The sequence below is a fragment of the Pseudomonas sp. RC10-4-2 genome, assembly GCF_050433085.1.
Taxonomy (GTDB): domain Bacteria; phylum Pseudomonadota; class Gammaproteobacteria; order Pseudomonadales; family Pseudomonadaceae; genus Pseudomonas; species Pseudomonas aeruginosa.
The window spans coordinates 222,650-244,780 of record NZ_JBNPXX010000008.1; the positions used below are offsets into that span (position 1 = coordinate 222,650).

At 67.5% G+C, this 22,131-nt stretch carries 26 protein-coding genes; 17 read left to right on the forward strand and 9 right to left on the reverse strand.

Features of this window, described 5'->3' with window-relative positions; all coding sequences use genetic code 11:
• Positions 1–137: 137 nt before the first annotated feature.
• The 6 genes from nirQ to FHW81_RS28805 all read left to right on the forward strand — a co-directional run bounded on the left by nirQ (position 138) and on the right by FHW81_RS28805 (position 5,514).
• The gene (gene nirQ / locus FHW81_RS28780; RefSeq protein ID WP_003113240.1) at positions 138–920 is read left to right on the forward strand and encodes a transcriptional regulator NirQ; all 783 of its coding nucleotides are present in this window, start codon (positions 138–140) and stop codon (positions 918–920) included.
• Between the two features lie 34 nt (positions 921–954).
• On the forward strand, positions 955–1,482 hold the full coding sequence (locus tag FHW81_RS28785; protein WP_003118864.1) for a cytochrome c oxidase subunit 3: 528 nt from the start codon (positions 955–957) through the stop codon (positions 1,480–1,482).
• 7 nt (positions 1,483–1,489) lie between these two features.
• Positions 1,490–1,747: a cytochrome C oxidase subunit IV family protein gene (locus FHW81_RS28790; protein ID WP_003113239.1), complete on the forward strand. Its 258-nt coding sequence runs from the start codon at positions 1,490–1,492 to the stop codon at positions 1,745–1,747.
• An 89-nt stretch (positions 1,748–1,836) separates the two neighbouring features.
• Positions 1,837–2,277 (forward strand): nitric oxide reductase subunit NorC, encoded by a 441-nt coding sequence (gene norC, locus FHW81_RS28795; RefSeq protein ID WP_003084881.1) that lies wholly within the window; start codon positions 1,837–1,839, stop codon positions 2,275–2,277.
• Positions 2,277–3,674, forward strand: coding sequence for a nitric-oxide reductase subunit NorB (gene norB, locus FHW81_RS28800; RefSeq protein WP_003084883.1), 1,398 nt, complete (start codon positions 2,277–2,279; stop codon positions 3,672–3,674). The genes norC and norB overlap by 1 nt, the downstream gene beginning before the upstream one ends.
• 1 nt (position 3,675) lies before the next feature.
• Positions 3,676–5,514, forward strand: a complete 1,839-nt coding sequence (locus FHW81_RS28805) for a nitric oxide reductase activation protein NorD (RefSeq protein ID WP_003117939.1) — start codon at positions 3,676–3,678, stop codon at positions 5,512–5,514.
• Positions 5,515–5,520: 6 nt separating this feature from the next.
• On the opposite strand, the gene FHW81_RS28810 is transcribed toward FHW81_RS28805, so the two are convergent.
• The 3 genes from FHW81_RS28810 to FHW81_RS28820 form a co-directional block, all read right to left on the reverse strand.
• Positions 5,521–5,715, reverse strand: coding sequence for a hypothetical protein (locus tag FHW81_RS28810; RefSeq protein WP_023091428.1), 195 nt, complete (start codon positions 5,713–5,715; stop codon positions 5,521–5,523).
• Positions 5,716–5,798: 83 nt separating this feature from the next.
• Entirely contained in the window at positions 5,799–6,482 is a 684-nt protein-coding gene (gene dnr, locus FHW81_RS28815; protein ID WP_003084891.1) for a transcriptional regulator Dnr, read from the reverse strand.
• 353 nt (positions 6,483–6,835) lie between these two features.
• A complete protein-coding gene (locus FHW81_RS28820; RefSeq protein WP_003084893.1) occupies positions 6,836–7,714 on the reverse strand; it encodes a LysR family transcriptional regulator in 879 nt (292 codons plus the stop codon).
• 101 nt (positions 7,715–7,815) lie between these two features.
• On the opposite strand from FHW81_RS28820, the gene FHW81_RS28825 reads away from it, so the two are divergent.
• The 4 genes from FHW81_RS28825 to FHW81_RS28840 are packed head-to-tail and all read left to right on the forward strand — an operon-like array spanning position 7,816 to position 10,640.
• A complete protein-coding gene (locus tag FHW81_RS28825; RefSeq protein WP_003084895.1) occupies positions 7,816–8,517 on the forward strand; it encodes an MOSC domain-containing protein in 702 nt (233 codons plus the stop codon).
• Entirely contained in the window at positions 8,514–8,750 is a 237-nt protein-coding gene (locus tag FHW81_RS28830; RefSeq protein ID WP_003113233.1) for a hypothetical protein, read from the forward strand. The genes FHW81_RS28825 and FHW81_RS28830 overlap by 4 nt, the downstream gene beginning before the upstream one ends.
• Positions 8,743–9,924: an aspartate aminotransferase family protein gene (locus FHW81_RS28835; RefSeq protein WP_003160863.1), complete on the forward strand. Its 1,182-nt coding sequence runs from the start codon at positions 8,743–8,745 to the stop codon at positions 9,922–9,924. The genes FHW81_RS28830 and FHW81_RS28835 overlap by 8 nt, the downstream gene beginning before the upstream one ends.
• Entirely contained in the window at positions 9,924–10,640 is a 717-nt protein-coding gene (locus FHW81_RS28840) for a type 1 glutamine amidotransferase (protein WP_003084901.1), read from the forward strand. The genes FHW81_RS28835 and FHW81_RS28840 overlap by 1 nt, the downstream gene beginning before the upstream one ends.
• Before the next feature lie 74 nt (positions 10,641–10,714).
• Here FHW81_RS28840 and FHW81_RS28845 read toward each other — a convergent pair whose 3' ends face one another.
• Positions 10,715–10,978, reverse strand: coding sequence for a hypothetical protein (locus FHW81_RS28845; protein ID WP_003084903.1), 264 nt, complete (start codon positions 10,976–10,978; stop codon positions 10,715–10,717).
• A gap of 285 nt (positions 10,979–11,263) precedes the next feature.
• Here FHW81_RS28845 and FHW81_RS28850 point away from each other — a divergent pair, with 285 nt between their 5' ends.
• The 3 genes from FHW81_RS28850 to FHW81_RS28860 all read left to right on the forward strand — a co-directional run bounded on the left by FHW81_RS28850 (position 11,264) and on the right by FHW81_RS28860 (position 14,953).
• Complete coding sequence (locus tag FHW81_RS28850; protein ID WP_003121801.1) at positions 11,264–12,754, forward strand: helix-turn-helix transcriptional regulator; 1,491 nt, start codon at positions 11,264–11,266, stop codon at positions 12,752–12,754.
• Positions 12,755–13,091: 337 nt separating this feature from the next.
• Positions 13,092–14,381, forward strand: a complete 1,290-nt coding sequence (locus FHW81_RS28855) for an NAD(P)/FAD-dependent oxidoreductase (RefSeq protein WP_023119542.1) — start codon at positions 13,092–13,094, stop codon at positions 14,379–14,381.
• A 17-nt stretch (positions 14,382–14,398) separates the two neighbouring features.
• Positions 14,399–14,953, forward strand: coding sequence for a helix-turn-helix domain-containing protein (locus FHW81_RS28860; RefSeq protein ID WP_003084911.1), 555 nt, complete (start codon positions 14,399–14,401; stop codon positions 14,951–14,953).
• Positions 14,954–15,091: 138 nt separating this feature from the next.
• Here the strand turns inward: FHW81_RS28860 and FHW81_RS28865 are convergent, their stop codons facing one another.
• From FHW81_RS28865 to FHW81_RS28875, 3 genes are all read right to left on the reverse strand, one after another.
• A complete protein-coding gene (locus tag FHW81_RS28865; RefSeq protein ID WP_004352197.1) occupies positions 15,092–16,117 on the reverse strand; it encodes a TPM domain-containing protein in 1,026 nt (341 codons plus the stop codon).
• Positions 16,118–16,120: 3 nt separating this feature from the next.
• Entirely contained in the window at positions 16,121–16,729 is a 609-nt protein-coding gene (locus tag FHW81_RS28870) for a LemA family protein (protein ID WP_003084923.1), read from the reverse strand.
• An 87-nt stretch (positions 16,730–16,816) separates the two neighbouring features.
• Entirely contained in the window at positions 16,817–17,326 is a 510-nt protein-coding gene (locus FHW81_RS28875; RefSeq protein ID WP_031772098.1) for a disulfide bond formation protein B, read from the reverse strand.
• Positions 17,327–17,554: 228 nt separating this feature from the next.
• On the opposite strand from FHW81_RS28875, the gene FHW81_RS28880 reads away from it, so the two are divergent.
• The 3 genes from FHW81_RS28880 to FHW81_RS28890 all read left to right on the forward strand — a co-directional run bounded on the left by FHW81_RS28880 (position 17,555) and on the right by FHW81_RS28890 (position 19,412).
• Positions 17,555–18,385: a DMT family transporter gene (locus FHW81_RS28880; protein ID WP_003101583.1), complete on the forward strand. Its 831-nt coding sequence runs from the start codon at positions 17,555–17,557 to the stop codon at positions 18,383–18,385.
• Between the two features lie 69 nt (positions 18,386–18,454).
• A complete protein-coding gene (locus tag FHW81_RS28885; RefSeq protein WP_003101585.1) occupies positions 18,455–18,841 on the forward strand; it encodes an MAPEG family protein in 387 nt (128 codons plus the stop codon).
• Positions 18,842–18,953: 112 nt separating this feature from the next.
• Positions 18,954–19,412 (forward strand): c-type cytochrome, encoded by a 459-nt coding sequence (locus FHW81_RS28890; RefSeq protein ID WP_003110213.1) that lies wholly within the window; start codon positions 18,954–18,956, stop codon positions 19,410–19,412.
• A gap of 191 nt (positions 19,413–19,603) precedes the next feature.
• Here FHW81_RS28890 and FHW81_RS28895 read toward each other — a convergent pair whose 3' ends face one another.
• Positions 19,604–20,023, reverse strand: a complete 420-nt coding sequence (locus FHW81_RS28895; protein ID WP_003101589.1) for a DUF1090 domain-containing protein — start codon at positions 20,021–20,023, stop codon at positions 19,604–19,606.
• 249 nt (positions 20,024–20,272) lie between these two features.
• Between FHW81_RS28895 and FHW81_RS28900 the strand changes: the two genes are divergently transcribed.
• Complete coding sequence (locus FHW81_RS28900; protein WP_003160862.1) at positions 20,273–21,241, forward strand: alpha/beta hydrolase family esterase; 969 nt, start codon at positions 20,273–20,275, stop codon at positions 21,239–21,241.
• A gap of 3 nt (positions 21,242–21,244) precedes the next feature.
• Here FHW81_RS28900 and FHW81_RS28905 read toward each other — a convergent pair whose 3' ends face one another.
• Positions 21,245–21,988: a metallophosphoesterase family protein gene (locus tag FHW81_RS28905; protein ID WP_003160861.1), complete on the reverse strand. Its 744-nt coding sequence runs from the start codon at positions 21,986–21,988 to the stop codon at positions 21,245–21,247.
• Positions 21,989–22,131: the final 143 nt, after the last annotated feature.

The following is a 22,131-nucleotide window of genomic DNA, read 5'->3' on the forward strand; positions in this document are numbered from 1 at the left end:
TTCATGGCGCGAAAGGATCATAGAAAGCAGGGTCTTTACCCTTGCTTGACCGGAATCAAGATTGCGTTGCTTTGCGCTTGTGGCACCTTCCAACTGTGAATAGCGTGCGGTCCTAATCCCTAGCGCAGGAGTAGGACATGCGGGACGCGACACCCTTCTACGAGGCCACCGGCCATGAGATCGAGGTCTTCGAGCGCGCCTGGCGGCACGGCCTGCCGGTGTTGCTCAAGGGCCCCACCGGTTGCGGCAAGACCCGCTTCGTCCAGTACATGGCGCGGCGCCTGGAACTGCCGCTGTACAGCGTCGCCTGCCACGACGACCTGGGCGCCGCCGACCTGCTCGGCCGCCATCTGATCGGCGCCGACGGCACCTGGTGGCAGGACGGCCCGCTGACCCGCGCGGTGCGCGAAGGCGGTATCTGCTACCTGGACGAAGTGGTGGAGGCGCGCCAGGACACCACGGTCGCCATCCACCCGCTGGCCGACGACCGCCGCGAGCTGTACCTGGAGCGCACCGGCGAGACGTTGCAGGCGCCGCCTTCGTTCATGCTGGTGGTGTCCTACAACCCCGGCTACCAGAACCTGCTCAAGGGCCTGAAGCCCAGCACCCGGCAGCGTTTCGTCGCGTTGCGCTTCGACTACCCGGCGGCGCAGCAGGAGGCACGCATCCTGGTCGGCGAGAGCGGTTGTGCCGAGACCCTGGCGCAGCGCCTGGTGCAGTTGGGCCAGGCGCTGCGGCGGCTGGAGCAGCACGACCTGGAGGAAGTCGCCTCGACCCGCCTGCTGATCTTCGCCGCGCGCCTCATCGGCGACGGCATGGACCCGCGCGAGGCGTGCCGGGTGGCGCTGGCCGAACCGCTCTCGGACGACCCGGCGACGGTGGCGGCGCTGATGGACATCGTCGATCTCCATGTCGCCTGATACCGTCGAGCGGCGCCTGCCCGGCGACCTGGCGATGTGGTTCTTCATCCTCGCCGAACTCAGCGTGTTCAGCCTGCTGCTGCTGGCGTTCGCCGGCGCCCAGGCCTGGCAGCCGGAGCTGTTCCGTGCCGGCCGGGAGCAACTGGATAGCCGCTGGGGCCTGTTGCTGACCGTGGCCCTGCTCAGCTCCGGCTGGCTCGCCGCGCTGGCGGTGCATGCGGTGCGCCGCGGACGGCCGCGCCAGGCGAGCGGCTGGTTGCTGGCGGCGCTGCTGCTGGCGCTGGTCTACGTCGGCCTGAAGCTGCACGAGTACGGGCGGCTCGCCGATCTCGGCCTGGACATCGAGCACGACACTTTCTTCACCCTCTACTGGTGCCTGACCGGCTTCCATTTCCTCCACGTCCTGCTCGGCCTGCTGATCCTCGGCTGGCTGGCGCAGGCCTGCTGGCGCCGGTGTTATACGCCGCAGGCTTGCTCGGGACTGGAGTCGGGAGTGCTCTACTGGCACATGGTCGACCTGGTCTGGGTGCTGCTGTTCCCGCTGGTCTACGTCCTGCAATGAGGTGCCGATGCGAACCCTGACCCTCTGCTGGCTGGCGTTGCTGGCGCTGGCCGTGACCGGTGTGCTGCTGGGTGGCGCCGGCGACTCTCCCTGGCTGCTGGCGGCGGTGCTGGCCTGCGCGGTGGCCAAGGGTTGGCTGATCGGCGAGCGCTTCATGGAGCTGGCCCATGCCCCGGCGCTATGGCGCCGCCTGCTGCTGGCCTGGCCGCTGCTGATGGCCCTGGCGGTGGGCGCTGCGCTGTACCTGGCGCGGATGAATAACTGAGTAAATCGTTCGGGAATCTTGATTGCCATCAAGCGGGTTCGCCGCCGCCGCTTCCTAGAATCGCCGCACCACCCATTCCAGGAGGCCGCATGTCCGAGACCTTTACCAAAGGCATGGCCAGGAACATCTATTTCGGCGGGAGTGTGTTCTTCATCCTGCTGTTCCTGGCCCTGACCTACCACACCGAGAAGACCCTGCCCGAGCGCACCAACGAGGCCGCGATGAGCGCCGCGGTGGTGCGCGGCAAGCTGGTCTGGGAACAGAACAACTGCGTCGGCTGCCACACCCTGCTCGGCGAGGGCGCCTACTTCGCGCCGGAGCTGGGCAACGTGGTCGGGCGCCGTGGCGGCGAGGAGGGCTTCAACACCTTCCTCCAGGCCTGGATGAAGATCCAGCCGCTGAACGTGCCGGGCCGCCGCGCCATGCCGCAGTTCCATCTCAGCGAGGGCCAGGTCGACGACCTGGCCGAGTTCCTCAAGTGGAGCTCGAAGATCGATACCAACCAATGGCCGCCGAACAAGGAGGGTTGATGATGTCGCCCAATGGCTCCCTGAAATTCGCCTCGCAGGCGGTCGCCAAACCCTACTTCGTGTTCGCCCTGATCCTCTTCGTCGGGCAGATCCTGTTCGGCCTGATCATGGGCCTGCAGTACGTGGTCGGCGACTTCCTGTTCCCGGCGATCCCCTTCAACGTCGCGCGCATGGTGCACACCAACCTGCTGATCGTCTGGCTGCTGTTCGGCTTCATGGGCGCTGCCTACTACCTGGTGCCGGAGGAGAGCGACTGCGAGCTGTACAGCCCGAAGCTGGCCTGGATCCTGTTCTGGGTATTCGCCGCCGCCGGCGTGCTGACCATCCTCGGCTACCTGCTGGTGCCCTACGCCGGCCTGGCCAGGCTCACCGGCAACGAACTGTGGCCGACCATGGGCCGCGAGTTCCTCGAACAGCCGACCATCAGCAAGGCGGGCATCGTGATCGTCGCCCTGGGCTTCCTGTTCAACGTCGGCATGACCGTGCTGCGCGGGCGCAAGACCGCCATCAGCATGGTCCTGATGACCGGCCTGATCGGCCTCGCCCTGCTGTTCCTGTTCTCCTTCTACAATCCGGAAAACCTCACCCGCGACAAGTTCTACTGGTGGTGGGTGGTGCACCTGTGGGTGGAAGGCGTGTGGGAACTGATCATGGGTGCGATCCTCGCCTTCGTGCTGGTGAAGATCACCGGGGTCGACCGCGAGGTGATCGAGAAGTGGCTCTACGTGATCATCGCCATGGCGCTGATCAGCGGCATCATCGGCACCGGCCACCACTACTTCTGGATCGGCGTGCCCGGCTACTGGCTGTGGCTCGGCTCGGTATTCTCGGCGCTGGAGCCGCTGCCGTTCTTCGCCATGGTGCTGTTCGCCTTCAACACCATCAACCGCCGCCGCCGCGACTATCCGAACCGCGCGGTCGCACTGTGGGCCATGGGCACCACGGTGATGGCCTTCCTCGGCGCGGGAGTGTGGGGCTTCATGCATACCCTGGCGCCGGTCAACTACTACACCCACGGCACCCAGCTCACCGCCGCCCACGGCCACATGGCCTTCTATGGCGCCTACGCGATGATCGTGATGACCATCATCTCCTACGCCATGCCGCGCTTGCGCGGGATCGGCGAGGCGATGGACAACCGCTCGCAGGTCCTGGAGATGTGGGGCTTCTGGCTGATGACCGTGGCGATGGTGTTCATCACCCTGTTCCTCTCCGCGGCCGGGGTGCTGCAGGTCTGGCTGCAACGGATGCCGGCGGACGGCGCGGCGATGACCTTCATGGCCACCCAGGACCAGCTGGCGATCTTCTACTGGCTGCGCGAAGGCGCCGGGGTGGTGTTCCTCATCGGCCTGGTCGCCTACCTGCTGAGCTTCCGGCGCGGCAAGGCGGCCGCCTGAGATGGCCTTCGCCGTCGAGCTGGAGGAATGGGTCGGCGCCCACTGGCACCGCTTCATCACCCGCCATGCCAGCGGCGAGTTCGAGGCGGCGCGGGTGACCCTGGAGAGCATGCGGCGTCCGCTCGGCATGCTCTTCCGGGCGCTCGGCGGCGCACCGGGGGTAGCCCTCGAGGCGACCCCGGCGCGCCGCCTGCTGCTACGCCGCACCTGGTTGCAGCGGGTCGCCGGGACCTGCGAGCAGGCCCCGGTGTCCTGGTTCAACGGCGACAGCCTGCGCCTGCCGGAATCCCTCGCGGTCTATCCGCAGGCCGAGCTGAACCGTGAACTGTATCGCTGGCTGGCGCTGCTGGCGGCCAGCGCCGGGCCGCTGCGGCACTGGGCCCAGGACAACCAGCGCTGGGCGCGGCAGTTGCTCGACGCCTATCCGGCGCTGCGCCCGCGCTACGCCCGGCTGGTCGCCGCGCATCTGCGCCAGCGCCCGTCGCTGGACGATTGCCCGGCGGCAGACGCCGAACTGGAAATCGCCCTGCGCCGCGCGCTTGCCGAGCCGGGCAGCGTCGAGCGCTTCCCGCGAGTCGAGCGGGCGCCCTGGCCGGTGCCGCTGTGGCTGTATCCCGGCGAGCGCTGGACGCCTTCCGCCAGCGCGGAGGACGGCGAGGAAGCGGCCGCCGGCGCCGGCAAGCGCCAGGTCGCCCGCAGCGGAGCGCGCAAGCGCGCCGAGCGTGTCGAGGAACGCGACAGCGAACGCAACCTGCTGCTGTTCCGCCTGGAAAGCCTGCTCAGTTGGTCGGAGCACCTGGCCCTGGACCGCTGTAGCGACGACGAGGACGACCCGGACGGCGCGCGCGTCGCCGAAGACCTCGACTACCTGTCGCTGTCGCGCCAGCGCACGCAGAAGGGCGGCGGCCTGCGCCTTGACCTCGACCTGCCGGCCGCCGACTACGACGACCTGCCGCTCGGCCCCGGGCTGAAGCTGCCCGAGTGGGACTATCGGCAGCAGCGCCTGCTGAGCGACCACGTGCTGCTGCAACCGATGCGGCCGCGCGGCGCGACCAGCGCCAGCCTGCCGGCGCACCTGGAGAAGACCGCGCTGCATCTGCGCCGCCAGTTCGCCTGCCTGCGCGACGGCCGCCAACGCCTGCGCCAGCAGCCGCAGGGCGACGAGATCGACCTCGATGCCTGGCTCGACTTCCAGGTCGAGCGGCGCCGCGGCGGTTCCACCCAGCCAGGCCTGTTCCTCGAACAGCGGCCGCGCCGGCGCGACCTCGCCTGCCTGTTGCTGGCGGACCTGTCGATGTCCACCGAAGCCTACCTCGACGACCAGCGGCGGGTGATCGACAGCATCGTCGACAGCCTGCTGCTGTTCGGCGAGGCGTTGCAGGCGCTGGGCGACCCCTTCGCGCTGTACGGGTTTTCCTCGGTGCGCCGGCAGCAGGTGCGCTGGCAGGTGCTGAAGGACTTCGACGAAGGCTACGGCGGCGAGGTCCGCGGTCGCGTGCTGGCGCTCTCGCCGGGCTACTACACGCGGATGGGCGCGGCGATCCGCCGGGCCAGCCAGGTGCTCGGCGGGCAGCCGCAGAAGCGTCGCCTGCTGTTGCTGTTGAGCGACGGCAAGCCCAACGACCTGGACCGCTACGAGGGCCGCTACGGCATCGAGGACACCCGCCAGGCGGTGATCGAGGCGCGCAGCCAGGGACTGGTGCCGTTCTGCATCACCATCGACAAGGAGGCGGCGGACTACCTGCCCTACCTGTTCGGCGCCGACGGCTTCGCGCTGGTCGAGCGCGCCGGGCAGTTGCCCGAGCGCCTGCTCCAGCTCTATCGGCGCCTGCGCCGCTGAGAGGCCTCAGGGAACATCGCGAGGCAGCCAGAGCATCATGCCCAGGCAGAACAGCGCCAGCCCGACGCAGAACCAGGCGAAGCGCCGCTGCCGGCGACCCTGGAGCTGGTGCTGGGAAGCGCTGGGCAGCGGCATGCCGCACTGTTCGCAGGCGCTTTCCGCGCCTTCGGTTTCATGGAGGCAATACAGGCATTGGCGCATGGGCGTTCTCGCGGGCTCGACCCCGCCAGCTTGCCGGCGGACGGGCCGTGGCGCGCTTGACCGCGATCAAGCGGCGGCGCTGTTCACTCGAAGCACTCCAGGCGTTCGCGGTCGAGGATGCTGATTTCGCGGCCGTCGAGGCGGATGATGCCCTCGTCGCCGAGGCGGTGCATGATTCGCGAGAAGGTTTCCGGCTGGATCGACAGGTGACCGGCCACCAGTTGCTTGGCCACCGGGATTTCCACCCGGCAGTTCTCCCCCGGCGCGTGGGCGGCGAGGGTCAGCAGGTAGCGCACCACGCGGTGGGTGGCGTTCTTCAGGGAAAGCGTCTCGATCTCGTCGATGCGCTGGTGCAGGCGAGTGCTGAGCTTGGCCAGCAGGGCCAGGGCCAACGGGGTGTTGTCCTGCAACTGGCGCAGGTAGGCCTTGTTGGAGAAACGGAACAGCTGGCTGGGCACCACGGCCTGGGCGGTGGCCACGTAGTTCGGGGTGTCCATGAACATCATCGCCTCGGCGAAGGTGTTGCGTTCGTTGGTCACTTCGAGAATCTTCTCCTGGCCTTCCGGGGTCAGCCGGTAGATCTTCACGCAGCCGGAAATCAGGTAGTAGAAGGCGTGCGCCGGCTCGCCCTGGCGGAACACGTAGGCGCCCTTGTCGAGGTTGACCAGGTCGCTGCTGGCGAGCAGTTCCTGGAGCTGGACGGGAGAAAGCGGTTCGAACAGGTGGTGGCTTTGCAGCAACTGCTGGTGGACGCGCTGGAATTCCATGCTGGGAAGGCTCGCGATGATGAGGGGACTGGCCACTGTAGCGGGCCCGGCGCAGATCATCTTGACGCACGGCAAGCTCCCGGCGGCTGGGTGTTGCCGTCGGTCCGGCGAGCGGAACTATTACAGCGTGTAAGCCAAGGCTTACAAACGGCGGTGGTTTTGGCTGCTTTCTCCCCCTCGCGGAGATGCGTAATCTTCAAACCGTCAGGACATTGCGCAGGAAGCGCCAAAGACAATACGGAAACTCAGGGAATCCACCATGGATGGTGGCGTAGCACGGATGTCAGGATAGAGGTCTGCAAAACCCCGCCCAAAAGGCGGGGTTTTTTATTGCCCGAGGAAAACCGCGTCGCTCAGACCACGCCTTCCAGCAGCGAGCGCAGCAGCTCGACGCTGGCGTGCTGGCGTTGCGCGTCGCGGTAGACCAGGCCGACCTTCAGCGGGATGCGCGGTTCGCTGAGCGGTTTCCACAGCAGCCGCTGGTTCGAGTGCATCTGCCGTGCCTTGCCCGGTAGAACGGTGGCGAAGCGGGTCTGCGGCAGGCTGTCGAGAATCCCGCTCATGTGGTTCAGTTCCGCCTGCACCCGCGGCCGCCGGCCGATCGCGGCGAGTTGCTCCTGCCAGATCTGGCGCGCACGGAACTCCTCGCCGAGCAGCAGCATCGGCAACTCCGCGGCCTGGGCCAGGGACACCTTCCTGAATTCCTTCAACGGGTGTTCCTCGGGGATCACCAGCTGCAATTCGTCCTCGTACAGCTCGACGCTGTGCAGGCCCGGCTGGCGCGGCGGCAGGAAACCGATGCCGATATCCAGGTTACCGGTGAGCAGGCGCCGCTCGATGTCGATTCCCGACAGTTCGTAGATCTGCACCCGCAGGTGCGGCTGCGCGGCATGCAGGCGTTCGACCATGTACGGCACCAGGCTGGCGTTGACCGTCTGCAGCACGCCGATCGCCAGGCTGCGCGGGGTCTGCCCGCGGAATACGCGCATCGCCTCGCGGGCCCTTTCCAATCCCTCCAGCAGCGGTACCGCATGGTTGTACAGGGTGTGGGCGGCGACGGTCGGCAGCAGGCGCTTGCCGCTGCGCTGGAACAGCGAGACGTCGAGGTTCTGCTCCAACTGGCGGATCTGCTGCGAGAGGGCCGGTTGCGACAGGGCCAGGCGTTCGGCGGCGCGGCCGACGTGGCCTTCCTCGTAGAGCGCGACGAAATAGCGGAGTTGGCGAAAATCCATAAGCTGTTCTTATCGATGAAACTGGAAAATCGAAATGGAGTGGGTCCCGCGTGAGGCAATAGTCTAGCTGCATTGGCGGTACATCGGGTGGTCGCGGAGCAATGGAGCAGATAGTCGTAAACGGTGTTTTCATAGGTAAAGTCGAAGAAACCTGGGGCGGATTGGTCAGCGCGATCGACAAACTGCCGGTCGAGCAGGAGTTCTGGCTGGGCCACGATGGCCTGCCCGGCGACGAACAGGCCGACATCCGCCACCACGGCGGCCTCGAGCGCGCTCTTCATCACTATCCCGCCGAGCACTACCGCTACTGGCGCAAGCGCCACCCGCTGAACCGCTGGCAACTGCCGGCGTTCGGCGAGAACATCTCGACCTACGGCATCACCGAAGCCGAGGTCTGCATCGGCGACCAGTTCCATTGGGGCGATGCCCTGCTGGAAGTCAGCCAGCCGCGTTCGCCCTGCTATCGCCAGGGCCAGCGCTGGAATCTTCCCGAGCTGCCCGACGAATTGCAGAGCGGCGGCCGCTGCGGCTGGTTCTATCGGGTCCTGCGCAGCGGCATGGTGACTCCCGGGGACGAGCTGAAGCTGGTCCAGCGGCATTACCCTGAACTGACCGTCGCCCGCCTGTTGCAGTGGTATTTCGGCGATCCCCTGGAGCCTCTCGGGTTGCGCCAGATGATGGCCTGCGACGCGCTATCCCAGCGTTGGCGCAAGACAGCGGCGAAACGCCTGTCCAGCGGCGTGGTGGAAGACTGGGGGCCGCGCCTGCGCGGACCGTCGGATTACCGGGAGCATGCCTCTTGAGCGACTACCTGATCACCCTGAGCCAGTCCGGCCGGCTGTTGGCCAGCATGACGGTGAGCGCCGCGCGCTTTGCCGAGGTGCGCGAGCTGATGCGCCAGCGCTTCCCCGCCGGCGACGGCTTCGAACTGCGCTTCGAAACGCGCCGGGAAAAGCGTCGGCTGCTGGAGCAGGGGCCACAGGGCGTGCGCCTGCTGGCGGTGGAGTACATGACCGAGGAACTGAAAGATGGCTGATGCGCTGGATAGCCTGCGCCTGATGCGCACCCAGGAACGGCCCGAACAGGTGTTCGTCCGTGGCCAGGGCTCGTGGCTGTGGGACAGCGACGGACGCGCCTTCCTCGACTTCACCCAGGGCCTGGCGGTGAACTGCCTTGGCCACAGTCCCAGCGTGCTGGTCCAGGCCCTGGCCCGGCAGGCGCGGGAGCTGGTCAGCGCCGGCCCCTGCCTGCTCAACCGGCCGGTGCTGGCATTGGCGCAGCGCCTGTGCCTGGCGACCGGCAGCGACCAGGCCTACTTCCTCACCAGCGGCGCCGAGGCCAACGAAGCGGCCATCGCCCTGGCGCGCAAGTGGGGCCGCCTGCATCGCGGCGGCGCGCAACGGATCGTCAGCACTGTCAACAGCATCCATGGACGTACCTCGGGCACCCTGACGGCTTGTGGCAAGCCGGCGCAGCATGGCCTGGAGGGATTCGCCAGGGTGCCGTTCAACGACCTCGACGCGATGGCTGCGGCCATCGACGAAGAGACGGTGGCGGTGATGCTGGAGCCGGTGCAGGGCGATGCCGGGGTGATCCCGGCGACCCTCGACTACCTGCGTGGCATCGAGCGGCTGTGCCGACAGCGTGGCGTCCTGTTGATCCTCGACGAGGTGCAGACCGGCATCGGCCGCTGCGGCGCGCTGCTGGCGGAGGAACTGTACGGGGTACGCGCCGACATCGTTACCCTCGGCAAGGGCCTCGGCGCCGGGGTGCCGCTGTCGGCGCTGCTGGCGCGTGGCAACGCCTGCTGCTTCGAACCGGGCGACCAGCTTGGCACCCACCACGGCAACGCGTTGATGACCGCTGCCGGGCTGGCGGTACTGAATACCGTGCTGGAGCCGGGTTTCCTGGAGCAGGTGCGCGAGCAGGGCACTCACCTGCGCGATGGCCTGGCCCGTGTCGCGCGTCGCTATGGGCATGGTCCGCTGCGCGGCCAGGGACTGTTCTGGGGGCTGCCGCTGATCGGCCAGCGCGCGCCGGCGGTGGTTCGCGCGGCGTTCGGCGAAGGCCTGCTGATCAACGCGCCGCAGCCGCACTGCCTGCGTTTTTCCCCGGCGCTGACGGTGAGCCGGGCCAACGTCGACGAAATGCTGCGGCGACTGGAACGGGCCCTGGCCCGGGTCGCCAACCGACACGAGGAGGTGGCCTGATGCGCGCCCTGGTATTGCAACACGTTCCCTTCGAAGGCAGCGCGCGGATCGGCGACTGGATCGGCCGCCACTGCGAGCACGAGCACGTCTGCTACCTCTACGCCGACGCCCACCTGCCTGCGCTGGACAGCTTCGACCTGCTGGTGGTGATGGGCGGGCCGATGAGCGTCCACGACGAAGCGCAATATCCCTGGCTGGTGGCGGAGAAGCGTTTGATCCGCGCGGCGCTGGATGCCGGCAAGAAGGTCCTCGGCATCTGCCTCGGCGCGCAGCTGCTGGCCCAGGCGCTGGGGGCTGCGGTACGCCCGGGACGCCAGGCGGAGATCGGCTGGTGGCCGCTGCACAGGTACAGCCAGGCGCTGGGCTCGCCGCTGGGCGAGCGCCTGCCGGAACGGCTGATGGCGTTCCACTGGCACGGCGAGACCTTCGACCTGCCGGCCGGCAGCGTGCCGCTCTATGGTTCGGCTGCCTGCGCAAACCAGGGCTTCATCTGGAACGAGCAGGCTATCGGCCTGCAATGTCACCTGGAAAGCACCGCGGAGAGCATCGAGGCGCTGCTCGATGCCTGCCCGCAGGACCTGCAACGGGAAGGGGCGGTGCAGAGCGCCGGGAGGATCCGCCAGGGTGTCGCGCATTGCCGCGAGGTGGCGCCGGTGCTGTTCCTGTTGCTCGATTACCTGGCGCATCGGCCGGCGGAGATCGCACGCCGGGCCTGATCGCCAGAAAGATTCCTCTGTCCTCGCATGCGCCTCCGGACGTCGTTTTGGTCCTGTGGGGCGCTTTTTTTATTCTAGGCTGCGTGCTTTCCCAACCAGGGCTCCAGTAGTGCCAGGTCGCGACGCAGGCTTTCGGCGAACAGGTGCAGGCGGGTGGGGTTGTCCAGCTCGCCGGGCTGGATGCCGACGAAGGTGAAGGTTTCGTCGTGCTCTCGGGCGGCGACATTGATACTGACGGTGCCGTCGTAGTGCATCCGGCACTGGCAGTCGTAGCCTTCCAGCGCCTGGTTCAGGCTGCGCTGGATCTCGCCGAGATCGGGGTGCTTGTTCTTGCTCATCGCGTCGCTCATGCAAGGGGATGGGGCTTTCTTCTCGTGCAGGGCGAGTCGGGTGGATGCGTCGACGACCTCGGGACCGAGGGGCGGCGTAGCCTCCCGGCCGGCGCGGCGTCTGGGCTTCCCGCCCGGACATTGCTTCCTGTATCGCCAGGGTAGGGGTGCCTCCGCTATCGTTTCGCGATGCAAATGCACTAGCACCGCTAGTGCAATCGTCACGCGTGCGCGGTCAGGGCGGGCGGGCATCCTTGCTGCCCCCGGAAAATCGCTCCATCCAAGAGGAACAGCATGAACGACCAGGTACTGCGTACCCAGACCGACCGCCGCCAGTTGCAGCAGATCATCGCCGGCCTTACCGAAGGGGTGATCCTGATCGAGCCGGACCAGCGCATCCTCTGGGCCAACGAGGCGGCCCTGGCGATGCACGGCGTCGATTCGCTGGAAGGCCTGGGCGCCGATACCGGCGAGTATCGCGAACGCTTTCGCCTGCGCTACCGCAACAATCATCCGCTGCAGGAGGGGCAGTACCCGGCCGAGCGCCTGGTGGCTGGCGAGTGCTTCAGCGACGTGGTGGTGGAAGTGTTTCCCGCCGCCGACGAGGACACCCGCTGGGTGCACCGCGTGCGCGGGTTGGTGCTGACCACCCCCGAGGACAAGCCCGACTGCCTGGTGCTGATCCTCCACGACGCCACCGAGTGGGCCAGCGCCGAGCAGCGCTTCGAGAAGACCTTCAATGCCAACCCGGCGCCGGCGGTGATCTGCCGGCTCAGCGACTACCGCTACGTGAAGGTCAATGTCGGTTTCCTGGAAATGACCGGCTATGCCCGCGACCAGGTGATCGGCCGTTCGGTGTACGAGCTGGACGTACTCGACCAGGCCGAGCGCCGCGAACTGGCGGTGGAGCGTCTGGGCGCCGGCGAGACCATCCCGCAGATGGAGGCGAGCCTGCGGGTGGCGGAGGGCGGACGCAAGTGCGTGGTGGTCGCCGGGCAGCCGATAGAGGTCGGCGAGGAGGCCTGCATGCTCTTCACCTTCACCGATCTCGAACCGCGGAAGAAGGCCGAGGAGGCCCTGCGCAAGAGCGAGGAGCGCTTCGCCAAGGCCTTCCGCATGGCACCGGTGCCGAGCCTGGTGCTGTGCGGCGACGACCTGCAGGTGCTGGACATCAACCAGGCCTTCAGCGAAACCTTCGGCTACCAGGCCGAGGAACTGCTCGGCGAGTCCACCGTCGCCTGCGGGCTGTGGCAGGACGGCGGCGCCGAGCGCCTGGGCGAGCTGCTGGCGCAGAGCGGCAGCGTGCGCAACGTCCAGCTGCGCCTGCAGCACAAGGATCGCAACGGCCTGGACTGCCTGGTCTCGGCCGAGGCGGTGAGCCTCAACGAGCAGGACTGCGTGCTGGTGGCCTTGCTGGACATCAGCGACCGGCGGCGCACCGAAATGGAGCTGGTGCACGCCATCGAGACGGTGATGCAGGACGCTTCCTGGTTCAGCCGCACCCTGATCGAAAAGCTCGCCAACGTTCGCCGCGCCAACGCGCCGGGCACCGGCGCCGAACTGGCCGACCTGACTGCGCGCGAGCGCGAGGTGTTCGACCTCATCTGCCAGGGCCTGGCGGACAAGGAGATCGCCAAGGAACTGGGCCTGGCGCCGAACACCGTGCGCAACCACGTGGCGACCATCTACGCCAAGCTCGATGTCCACAGCCGTGGCGAGGCCATCGTCTGGGCACGCGAACGCGGATTCGCGCCGGAGCCGCGCAACGGCAACGGGCGCAAATAAACGAAGAGGGTACGAATGCACCAGGGCGGCTGGTGCATTCGTACCTGTCGCCCGCTCCCGTCGGCGCCGACACTGGCGCAGCACGCCCGGCATGCCCCCGCCCGTGGTCGTGCACCTTTTCTCCGCGGCGCGAGCCGCGCCGTCCGCACGTCTGTTCCCCTCGCCAGTTTCGCTCTGGCGGGGGGCTTCCCGCCTCCTTTCGAATATTTGCCCCTCTGCCTCTGCTGGTGCGCGACGGCATCCTGCCGGCCGTTTGCGAATGCTCGGGACTGGTGTCGTGAAATTTTAAGTGTTATTTTTCATGAAAAATAACCAATATAATTTCACGGAGGTCGCGATGTTCCTGCAATCCAACGAGCATGTCGGCACTTACTACGCCGCCGTCAATCCCGAACTGATCCAGCCGCGCCAGTCCCTGGAGGGCGACCTCGACTGCGAGGTGCTGGTGGTCGGCGCCGGTTTCAGCGGCTTGCACACGGCGCTGCGGCTGGTCGAAGGCGGGAGCCAGGTATGCGTCATCGAAGCCAGCCGGATCGCCTGGGCGGCCTCCGGGCGCAACGGCGGGCAGGCGCTGCCCGGCTGGTCCAGCGACCTGCCGCCGCTGGAGGCCGACCTCGGCTACGAAGGCGCACGCCGTCTCTGGGACGGCATGCTCTGGGCGGCCGGCGAGATGCGCGAGTTGCCGCAGCGACATGGCTTCGACTGCGACTACCGGGTCGGCCACCTATGGACGGCGATCCTGCCGCGCCGGGTCGGCCTGCTCTACGACTGGCAGGCCGAGGCCAACCGTCGCTGGGGCTACGAGGGGCTACGCTTCGTGGCGAAGGACGAGTTGCCCGAATGGATCGCCAGCGAGCGCTACCTTGCCGGTCTCTACGATCCCCACGCCGCACACCTGAATCCGCTCAAGCTGGCGTTCGGCCTGGCCGCCGCCATCGAGCGCGCCGGCGGGCGTATCCACGAGCGGACCCGGGCCCTGAACTATCGCGAGGAGGGCGACGGCTACCGGGTCCGTACCGAGCACGGCGAGATCCGCTGCGCGGCGCTGGTGCTGGCCTGCAACGCCTACATCGACGGGCTGGACAGCGAGCTGTCGCAACGGATGCTGCCGGTGGGCACCTATCAGGTCGCCACTGAGCCGCTCGGCGAGGAACGGGCGAAGTCGTTGCTGCCGCGCAACTGCTGCGTGACCGACAACCAGTTCGTCCTCGACTACTTCCGCCTGACCCCGGACCACCGCCTGCTGTTCGGCGGCGGCTGCACCTACCTGGGCGGCATGCCCAGCGACATCCGCGCCGCCACCCGGCCCTATCTCGAACGGGTGTTCCCGCAGTTGCGCGGGGTGGCGCTGGAATACGCCTGGGGCGGGCATATCGACTGCAGCATGCGGCGCACCCCGGACATCGGCCGGCAGGGCAACCGCTACTGGCTGCAAGGCTACTCCGGCCACGGCGTGCTGCCGAGTCTGGCGGCGGCCAGGGCGGTCAGCGACGCGCTGCTCGGCGACGACGAGACCCTGGCGCTCTACCAGCGTCTGCGCAATCCGAAGTTTCCCGGTGGCCAGCGCTTCGCCGCGCCGCTGGAAGCCCTGGGCAAAGCGTATTACCGTTTGCGCGACCTGTTCTGAGAGGGCCCGGAGCCGAGATGAGCGAAGTAGCCGACGACCTGGCGGAGATCGCCAGCCTGGTGCGCGAATTGCGCAAGCGCAAGGGCATCACCCTGCAGGCGCTGGCCGACGGCATTCGCCGTTCGGTGGGCTTCGTCTCCCAGGTCGAGCGCGGCCTGTCGCGGCCGGCGGTGGACGACCTGGTCGCCATCAGCCAGGTGCTCGGGGTGCCGGCGACCTACTTCTTCTGCTCGCCGAAGACCCAGGCCTCGCCCTGGGTGACCCGTCCGGGCGAGCGTCGGACCCTGGCCTACGCTCGTGGCGCCAGCGACAACCTGGTGTCGCCGCGTCTTGGCGGTGCCTTCTTCATGCTCGAAACCTGCCTTGAAGCGGGTGCCGACAGCGGCGAGCGCGACCTGCTGGACAGCTCGGAGCAGGGCGGCTACGTGCTCGAAGGCGAGCTGACCCTGTGGCTGGAGGACGAGGAGCTGCGCCTGCAGGCCGGCGACGGTTTCCAGATTCCCAGCCATATGCGCAGCCGCTATGCCAACCGCAGCCAGGCGCCGGTCAGGGTGCTCTGGGTATACGCCTGACGAGGCGAGTTACCCTGTCGTTTGCCGGATAACGCCGGGGAAAGGCTGGCGTCGCCCGTTGCGCGAAGACTTCCGGCATCGGCGAGAACCGTCGCCGACCGATGAAAAAAGCCCGAGGCACAGGCCTCGGGCTTTTCGTCACCAGCGTCCGGAGGCGCCGCCGCCGCCGCTGGAGCCGCCGCCACCGCGGAAGATGCTGCCACCGCCGCTGCCGCCTCCCCCACCGCCGCCGCGACTATTGAGGATGGCGCTGAGGATGGCCATCAGCACTTCGCCGGGAAGCAGGAACAGGGCGTAGATGAACAGGGTCGGGGCCAGTACGCCGAGACTGTCGTCCGCCGCGCGGTCGACGTTCTGCCACAGGCCCATGCTCAACAGCCAGGCCAGGCCGGCGACCGCCGCGCTGCAAAGCAGGAAGCGGCCGATGCTGCGCCGCCGCATCCACTGCAACGGCAGCAGGCGTCCGAGTAGGGCCACGGCGAGCAGGACCGCCACATAGACACCGAGGTAGACCGGGTTGCCCCAGAGCTGTCCGCTCAGGCCGCTCTTCTTTTTCGGCTCCGGCGGGGCGCTGTCATACACCTCACCCTCGTCGACCGGTGGCGGCAGGGCCCGCGGCGGCGTGGCCTCGGGAACTGCCGGCAAGGCGTCGACGGGAGCGCTGGCGGTAGCGCTTTCCGGGTTCTTCTCGGCATCGATCAGTTGCACCAGGCTGTCCACGCCGGCCTGGATTCCGCCATAGAAATTGCCCTGGCGGAACTGCGGCGTGATCCGCTCGCTGATGATCCGTCCGGCCTGGACGTCGGTGATGGCCCCTTCCAGGCCGTAGCCGACCTCGATGCGCAGGGTGCGGTCGTTCTTCGCCACCAGCAGCAGGACGCCGTCGTCGACCTTCTTCTGGCCCAGCTTCCATTTCTCGAAGGTACGCACCGCGTACTCCTCGATGGAATCGTCGCCGGTGGTCGGGACCAGCAGCACCGCGAGCTGCGCGCCGCTCTTGGCTTCCAGGGCGGCGAGCTGTTGCTCCAGGTGCTGGCGCTGGTCGCCGGAAAGGGTCGCGGTGAGGTCGGTGACCCGCGCCGTCAACGCGGGTATCGGTGGCACATCGGCCCAGGCGACCAGGCTGGCGAGCAGCAGCCCGGCGCCCAGTAGCAGCCGGCGCATGGCTTACTGCGCCGGTTGCGGGTTGCCGAAATCGACTTTCGGCGCGGTGGAGATGGCCGCTTCGTTTTCCACGCTGAAGTTCGCCTTGGGCTTGTAGCCGAACAGCTTGGCGGTGATCACGCCGGGGAACTGGCGCAGCAGCACGTTGTATTCCTGTACCGACTTGACGTAGCGGCCGCGAGCGACGGCGATGCGGTTCTCGGTGCCTTCCAGTTGGGTCAGCAGGTCCTTGAACAGGCCATCGGCCTTCAGTTGCGGGTAGTTCTCGGTGACTACCAGCAGGCGCGAAAGCGCCGAGCTCAGTTCGCCCTGGGCCTTCTGGAAGCGCTGCACGGCCTGCTCGTCGTCCAGTTGGTCGGCGTTCAGTTGCACGCTGCCGACCTTGGCCCGGGCCTCGGTGACCTGGGTCAGGACCGACGCCTCATGGGAGGCATAGCCCTTCACCGTGCTGACCAGGTTGGGCACCAGGTCGGCGCGCCGCTGGTACTGGTTGAGCACTTCCGACCAGGCGGCTTTCACCTGTTCGTCGCCGGCCTGCATGGCGTTGTAGCCGCAGCCGCTGAGCAGCAGGGCGAGGACGGGAAGGAGGGCATTTCTGAGGAATCGAGGCATGGTGGTACTCATCCGGGTTGAGAAAGCTCGATTGTAGACCAGCCAATGGCCAGCACGTTCCTTGTGCCGGCACGGATATCGGCGCTGTCAGGCGGTGCGGCGGCCGAACGCCAGCTTGGCCGCCAGGACCAGCAGGCAGAACACGAACAGCGCCAGCGACCAGACCGCCATGGACTGGCCGAGCAGGGTCCAGACCACTTCGCCGCACAGCCCCTCGGGCTGGAAGACCTGCGGCAGCCAGGTGTCCAGCGGTATCCATTCGGGGAAGCCCATGAACATCTTGCAACTGCCCATGCCCTGGGCAGCCAGTCTCTCTTCCGCGACCAGCGACCAGGCGTGGTAGATCCCGCCCAGGCTGGCGGCGAGCATGCCCAGCGCGGCGATGCTGCCGGCGATCCGCGAACGCGGGGCGAGGCTGCCGACGATCCCGGCGAGCACCAGGCCGAGCACGTCCAGGCGGATGAAGATGCATAGCGAGCAGGGCGCGAAGCCGCGCACGTGCTGGAGGTAGAGTACGAAAGCGAGGATCAGCAGGCCGCCGATGGCGACCGCGGGCCAGAACAAGCGATTGTCGAGGGGCTTGAGGAGAGCGCTCAAGGCAGGGATTCCTGTGTCGTTGATAAGGGAGGCCGGGCCGGCACTGTGCGGCGCTGGCCGATGGTAGTCCATCAGGATTGTCCGAAGATTAAGCCGTTTGACGTGACGATGTCTGCTGCATGTTTCTCCGCTTTCGTAGGAGCTTTCAGGGAAAAACGCCGCAACGAGGCGAGCATTTGGAGCCTCCGCCGGGATAGATTATCTTGGTCTATACCAATAAGGTCCGTCATGCTAGCCACCAGCCTGGTGCTGTGCGCCGCCGTTCTCCACGCTACCTGGAACACCCTGGTCAAGTTCAGCAGCGACCGCTTGCTGGTCGTCGCCTGCATGGACGTGGTCGGCGTGCTCTGCGCCATCCTGCTGTTGCCCTTCGTCAGCCTGCCGCCGGCCGAAGTCTGGCCCTGGCTGCTCGGCGCCACCGTCCTGCAACTGCTCTACCGGGTACTGTTGATCGAGGCCTACAAGGTCGGCGACCTGGGCCTGGTCTATCCGCTGATGCGCGGGCTGTCGCCGCTGGTGGTGCTGGGCCTGACCCTGGCGTTCGGCGGCGAGCAGCTCAGCGGCCGGCAGATCCTCGGCATCCTGTTGATCCCCTTCGGCATGCTTTGCCTGCTCTGGGGCGGCGGCGGTTCGCGGCTGCCCTGGCGGACCCTGCCGGTGGTGCTGCTGATCGGCCTGTGCATCGGCGGCTACACCTGGAGCGACGGCAACGCCTTGAAGCGCTGGCCGTTGGCGCTTGACTACCTGGTCTGGCTGACGCTGCTTTCCGGCCTGCCGTTCCCGCTGATCGCCGTTGGCGCGCGAACCCGCGCCTTCGCCCGCTTCTGGGCGCTGGAGTGGAAGCTCGGCCTTGCGGTCGGGGTCTGCGTGCTGGCCAGCTACGGCCTGGTGCTGTGGGCCATGCAGCTGGGGTCGATCGCCGAAGCGGCAGCGTTGCGCGAGACCAGCGTGCTGCTGGCGGTGCTGTTCGGCATGCGCTTCCTCAACGAGCCGTTCGGACTGCCACGCCTGCTGGCGTGCGGCCTGGTGCTGGCCGGAATGCTGCTGATGAAGCTCTGAAGGGGCTGTGCCTTTACAGAACGAGCGGCGCCAGCTTGAGTTGCAGTTCCACAACTACAAGGAACTGCCATGACCATCGCTTTCTGGTGCGTGCTGATCGCGATCTTCCTGCCTTACGTCTGTACCTCCATCGCCAAGTTCGGCGGGGAGGGCTACGGCGGTCGGGCCAACGCCGACCCGCGGGCGTTCCTCGGTTCGCTCGAAGGCTTTCGCCGGCGTGCCAACAACGCCCAGTTGAACGCTTTCGAAGTGACCCCGGCGTTCGCCGCGGCGGTGATCATCGCCCATCTGGTCGGCAACGCTTCGCAGGCGACCCTGGATAGCCTGGCCATTGCCTGGATCACCAGTCGCCTGCTCTACGTCATCTGCTACCTCGCCGACTGGGGGCCGTTGCGCTCGCTGGTCTGGTTCGTCGGCATGCTGCTCATCGCCGCGTTCTTCGTGGTTTCCGCCTGAGCAGCCCGCTGCGGCCTATGGCCGCAGTGCGGGCGCGCGGCTCTGGATCAATCGGCGGTGGCGGCGGATAATCCGCCGCTTCCGTGATCGACCCTGAAAAAAGAGCCTTGCCATGAAGCTGAAGTCCCTGCTCGTCGTGCTGCTGGCCGGCGTCGCCCTGAGCGGCTGTCACCGTATGGATCCCAATTCGCCCGAGGCCAAGCGCCAGGCGATCTTCAAGGAAATGCTACGGACCAGCGAGGACATGGGCGGGATGCTCCGCGGACGCCTGCCCTTCGACGCGGAGAAGTTCCGCGCCGGATCGGCGAAGTTGCACCAACTGGCCGACCAGCCCTGGCAGTACTTCCCCAGTCCCAAGGCCGGCGAGGAGGGCGAGGACACCCGCGCCAAGGACGAGGTCTGGCAGCGCCAGCAGGAGTTCAAGGCCGCCACCCAGGTCTTCATCGACGCGATGAACCGTCTTCAGGACAACACCCGCCAGGCCACGCCGACCCCGGATGGCGTGCGCAAGGACTTCGCCGCGGTGGAAGACGCCTGCGAAGCCTGCCACAAGAAATTCCGCGCGCTCTGAGGCCGGACCGGGCGTCATACGCCGTGCCTGGAAGGCGCGAGGGGTAGGGCGAATGAGCGCTGGCGCTCATCCGCCGTTGCGGCAGCGCTGGGCGGCACCTGGTGTCCCGCTGCGGCGCGGATGGCGGATAACACCATGGGCGTCATACGCCTTGCGTGGGAGGCGCGAGGCGTAGGGCGGTATCTGGTGTCCTACTGCGCCTGGGCCTGTTCCAGGCCTTTCTTGGCCTCTTCCAGTTCGGCGCGGGCCTCGGCCAGCTTGGCCTTGCGTTTCTCGATCTTCTCCGGATCGCCCTTGCCCATGGCCTTGCGCAAATCCTTCTCGCGTTCGCTGACCTCGCGCTCGCTGTCGATCACCTTCTGCTTGTTTTCCCTCAGCAGGCCGGCTTCGGTGCAGTGTTCCTTGACCTCGGAGAGGGCCTTTTCCAAGCCGGCCACCTGGCCTTCGTTGGCGAACGAGCGGGCCGTTTCCAGCTTCGCCTCGATGGCGGCCTGCTTGGCGGCGCAACCGCTGAGTGGGGCGCCTTTGGCGGCGCCCGGCTGGGCGGCAGAGAGCGGCAGGGCGACGGCGAGCAGCAGCCCGGCCAGCGGCAGTGAAGGACGAATGGACATCGGTTGGCTCCTTGATCGAACGGCCGGTGCGGTTGCCGGACGACGGCTCGGCCGAGCGTCCTGGCAGGCGGATGAGGCAGGCGGCAGCCGGCGTGACAAAGGCGCAAGTGTGCCAGCAAACGGCACGGTTGTGGTTGTCCGGGAGCAAAGTACGCCGCCCCGGGGTCTCTGGAGAAGGGCCATGGTTCGGGCATTCCGGCACAACCCGGCCTAACGTTGTCCGAAGACACCGAGAACGGGAGAACCGCGATGCGTACGCTGATCCGCCTGGTTCGCACGCTTATCCTGCTGCTGGTCCTGGCGCTGCTCGCCGGCGCCTGGTGGTGGTTGCAGGACGAGGCCCTGCGCCCCCCCGCGCTGGCCGGCCACAGCGAGGACTCGAGTCTGAAGGTCGCAGGCCTGCGCCGGCATTACCTGCTCTACGTGCCGCCGGGCGTGTCCGAGGGAGCGCCGTTGCTGGTGGTGCTGCACGGCTCATGGGGCGACGGCGCGCAGATGCGCCGCATCAGCGGCTACGGCTTCGACCGGCTGGCGGCGCAAGAAGGTTTCCTGGTGGCCTACCCGGACGGCTTCGAGGGCCACTGGAACGATTGCCGCAAGGCCGCCAGCTATTCGGCGCGGCTGCGTGACGTCGATGACGTGGCTTTCCTCCGCGCGCTGGTGGCGCGGCTGGCCCAGGAATACCGCGTCGATTCGCAGCGGGTATATGTCGCCGGCTACTCCAATGGCGGCCAGATGGCTTTCCGCCTGGCCGCCGAAGCGCCGGGGTTGCCGGCGGCGATCGCAGCGGTGGCGGCGAGCCTGCCGACCACGGGGAACGATGCCTGTCGGCCGGTCGAGCGGCCGACCGCGGCGTTGCTGATCAACGGCACGCGCGATCCGATCAATCCCTATCTCGGCGGCAAGGTCAGCCTGTTCGGCTTCGGCGACCGGGGCGCGGTACGCTCGACCCTGGACTCGGCACGCTGGTGGGCCGGCCTGAACGGCATCGCAGCGCCGCCGGACGTGGCGCCGCTGACCCGTCCCGGCCCGGTCTGGACCGAGCGCCAGCGCTGGCAGGAAGACGGCCATCCGCCGGTGGAGCTGCTCAGCGTGCATGGCGGCGGCCACGTGCTGGCGCAGCCGGACTATCGCTTCCCGCGGATTCTCGGCAAGAGCGACCCGGAACTGGACGCGCCAGTGGAAATCTGGCGCTTCTTCAGCCAGTTGCCGCGCTGAGGCTCAGACCTCGAAGACGAATTCCGGACGGAACCCGCCTCTCTCGTGGGGATAGCCGCCCGGATTGGCCAGCACCCGTGCCCGGCCGATGCGGTAGTCGAGGGCGTCGTGGACGTGACCGTGCAGCCAGTAGTCGGCCTGCGCCACCAGTTCGTCGAGGTTGGAAGCGAAGGCTGGCGACAGTGGGTTGCCGACGAACTGCGGCGGGATCGACAGCGCACTGGGCGCGTGGTGGCTGACCACCAGCGTCGGGCCGTCGTGGGGCCGCGCCAGCTGTCCGGCGAGCCAGTCGCGCGAGGCCTGGTGCAGGGCGATGCTCTGCTCGGGGGTGAAGTCGCCACCGAACCAGTCGATGCAGCTGAAGTCCGGCATCGATTGCAGGGCCAGCTCATGGGCGGGTGCATAGCCGTCCGCGCCATAGAGCTGGAAGTCGGTCCACAGGGTGGCGCCGAGGAAGCGCGCCGGGCCGATCCGCACTTCGTCGTTTTCCAGGAAGTGGATCTCCAGCGCCCGGGCGATATTGCGCATCGCCTGGGTCAGGTCGGTCATTTCCGAGGAGTAGAACTCATGGTTGCCGGCGACGTAGACGATCTCGCTGTCGGCGAAGGTCTCGCGGGCCCAGTGCAGGCCTTCCAGGTGGCTGTGGATATCGCCGGCCAGCACCACCACGTCGGCCTCGACCTCTGGCAGTTGGCGTCGCCCGTCGAAATGTTCGTGGTGGAGGTCGGACAGCAGGCGGATCTTCATGGCACGGCTCGGCGGTAGGCGCGGCGGACCAGCATAGCTCCGCCCACCCCGGGGTTGAAGGCCGACAACGATTGACGCAGGTCATGGCTGTGCGGGAAAACCTCGCTGGCCTCGCTAATTCCCCCATGAAGTTAAGGGACAAT